This is a genomic window from Rhodococcus sp. EPR-134, from assembly GCF_001647205.1.
GTDB lineage: Bacteria > Actinomycetota > Actinomycetes > Mycobacteriales > Mycobacteriaceae > Rhodococcus_F > Rhodococcus_F qingshengii.
Window position 1 is genome coordinate 1 of the sequence record NZ_LVCT01000128.1, and the last position, 2366, is coordinate 2366.

5 protein-coding genes are annotated in these 2366 nt (G+C 63.9%); 3 read left to right on the forward strand and 2 right to left on the reverse strand.

Annotated elements, in window-relative coordinates:
* Both A2J01_RS05720 and A2J01_RS05725 read left to right on the forward strand, forming a co-directional pair.
* On the forward strand, positions 1 to 322 hold a 322-nt coding region (locus tag A2J01_RS05720), incomplete at its 5' end, for a GNAT family N-acetyltransferase (protein ID WP_064112291.1).
* A 32-nt stretch (positions 323 to 354) separates the two neighbouring features.
* Complete coding sequence (locus A2J01_RS05725; protein WP_007727403.1) at positions 355 to 630, forward strand: DUF1905 domain-containing protein; 276 nt, start codon at positions 355 to 357, stop codon at positions 628 to 630.
* 6 nt (positions 631 to 636) lie between these two features.
* Here the strand turns inward: A2J01_RS05725 and A2J01_RS05730 are convergent, their stop codons facing one another.
* Together A2J01_RS05730 and A2J01_RS05735 are read right to left on the reverse strand one after the other, a co-directional pair.
* A complete protein-coding gene (locus A2J01_RS05730) occupies positions 637 to 1257 on the reverse strand; it encodes a pentapeptide repeat-containing protein (protein ID WP_007727404.1) in 621 nt (206 codons plus the stop codon).
* Positions 1258 to 1290: 33 nt separating this feature from the next.
* Positions 1291 to 1971, reverse strand: a complete 681-nt coding sequence (locus tag A2J01_RS05735) for an excalibur calcium-binding domain-containing protein (RefSeq protein WP_007727407.1) — start codon at positions 1969 to 1971, stop codon at positions 1291 to 1293.
* 137 nt (positions 1972 to 2108) lie between these two features.
* On the opposite strand from A2J01_RS05735, the gene A2J01_RS05740 reads away from it, so the two are divergent.
* Positions 2109 to 2366: tRNA (cytidine(34)-2'-O)-methyltransferase (locus A2J01_RS05740; protein ID WP_331715293.1), on the forward strand; the 258-nt coding region annotated here is incomplete at its 3' end.

The following is a 2366-nucleotide window of genomic DNA, read 5'->3' on the forward strand; positions in this document are numbered from 1 at the left end:
GATCGGCTTCATCCAGTGGTATGAGGCGGAGGACAACCCCGACTTCCGCCACGCCGGGCTCGACTTGTTCCTCGATCCTGACTTCCACGGCCGAGGGTTCGGTCGCGAATCGATTCGCGTGCTGTGTGCCCACCTGATCGACGACCTCGCATTCCACCGTCTGGTCATCGACCCGGAGGTCGACAACTCCGTCGCCATCGCGTGCTACCGATCGGTGGGGTTCAAAGACGTCGGGGTGATGCGCGAGTATTCGCGAGATCGCCATGGTGTGTGGAAGGACGGACTGCTGATGGATCTGCTCGCACGGGAATTCATCCGCTGATCGACTGGGACGAGTTCGAAAGGACCGACATCATGTTGCTGGACAAGGAATTCACGGCCACCCTGCAGAAGAGCGACGCCAAGGGCGGGTGGACTTATGTGATCTGGCCGGAGTCCGCCGAGTTCTTCGGCACCCGCGGCCTGGTCAAGGTACGCGGGACGATCGACGGACATCCGTTCCAGAGTTCGTTCATGGCGTTGGGAGACGGTAACCACAAGCTGCCGGTCAAAGCCGATCTTCGCAAAGCCATCGGCAAGGAGACCGGCGAGCTGGTGACGGTGCGCCTCGAGGAGCGCTTGGAGAGCTAGGCGCTGCTACTTCATGTCGACGACAAGACCGTGCGCCGACGCGTACGCCACCGCCTGCATCAACTCGATCTGCGCGTTTCCGACGGACGCGGACGTCCACAGGCTCGGATCGATCCGTGCACCGCGCAGGTCTGCACCTTCGAGTTTGAGTCCACCCGTACGAGCACCGGACAGATCCGCCGACGCCAGCACCGCGCCCCGCATGTCGGCCCGAACCAGGTTCGCTTCACGGAAGCGGCATGAGGTGAAGTCGATCTTTCTCAGGTCCGCCCCGCCGAGTGAGGTCAACGAGAAGTCGACTTCGTCGAGCGTCAACGGCCGGATGCGGCAACCGTCGAACGCCGACCCGAGCAGACTGCAGTTTCGGAACGTGCTGTGCCACAGGCTAGTCCGGGCAAAATTGCACGAGCGGAACGCAGTTCCCGTGTGCACGGACTCCCCCAGATCGGTGCCGGTGAAATCACAATCCGTGAACACCACCGACTCCGTCGTGAGTCCGGTGAGGTCGGCGTCTCGGAAATTGCAGTTGGTGAAAGTGCGCTGACGCCACTTCTGCCCGGCCAGCCGCGCGTCTGAATAGTCTTCGCCGACGACATCGTCGGATTCTTCGGGGAGCATGCCGTCCATACTGCCCCGCCGCACCGACACCGGTTCGATCGCCTAGGTCTCGCAGGCCACGCCGTCACCGTCACGATCAAGCTTGGACGAATAGCCGGGATCGCCGCGGTAGATCGGGGCAGCACCGGCCGCTCGCACGGCTGCACAGTTGGCGTAATACACCCCCGCGTCGGGCACCTTGGCCGGCGGCGGAACGTACGCCGGTTCTGTTGTCTTCGGCGGTGTGTACGCAGGAGCGGGCGGAACATACGGCGTAGTCGTGGTCTCCGGGACCTGCGGAACCAGCGGCACGATTGCCACGGTGGTTGTCGTCGGTGGCGGCACGATCGTTGTCGTCGTCGGCAAGAGGGACGAAGTCGTGGTCTTCGTCGTCGACGGGACCGTGCTTTTGGTTGTCGTCGCTGCAGCTGTCGTCGAAGAGGTCGCAGCAGGCGTCGTCGATTCTTCCGACTTGCCCGCTCCCGTCGCCGCGGCGATGGCAACCAGCCCCACGACTGCCGCGCCGGCGATCCACGGCCACTTACGCCGCGTCTTGCCTTCCTCGGCGCTAGTGTCCGGCACCGCCGATCCGGGTGCGCCGAAGACCTGCGTGGGAGTGCCGAAAGCCTGAGTGGGTGCGTCGACGCCCTTGGGCCGTGTCTGCGCGGTCCACTGCTGACCGTCCCAGTAACGGTCGATCGTGGGGTCGAAGGGGTCGGGGTTCCAACCGGCGGGAGGGTTCATCAAAATGTCCGTTCTGCGAAGAGTGCCGGAAATAGATTCGCACGGACTGGCCGGTTTGTTACCAATTCGCCCACACTTCCCGACCGGGTCTTCTCACGGACGTGGGCACCGATACGTCGCCCGGTACAGTTCCTCGAGTGTTCCGAGTGATGTTCCACGAGCCCCGCATCCCACCCAACACCGGAAACGCGATCCGCATGGTCGCAGGCACCGGTTGCGAACTCCACCTGGTCGGCCCTCTCGGGTTCGACTTGTCGGAGCCGAAGCTCAAGCGCGCAGGCTTGGACTACCACGACCTGGCGACTGTCACGGTCCACGAAAACCTGACCGCTGCCTGGGAAGCCGTCACCCCCGCTCGCGTGTTCGCCTTCACCGCGCACGCGACCACGTCGTAT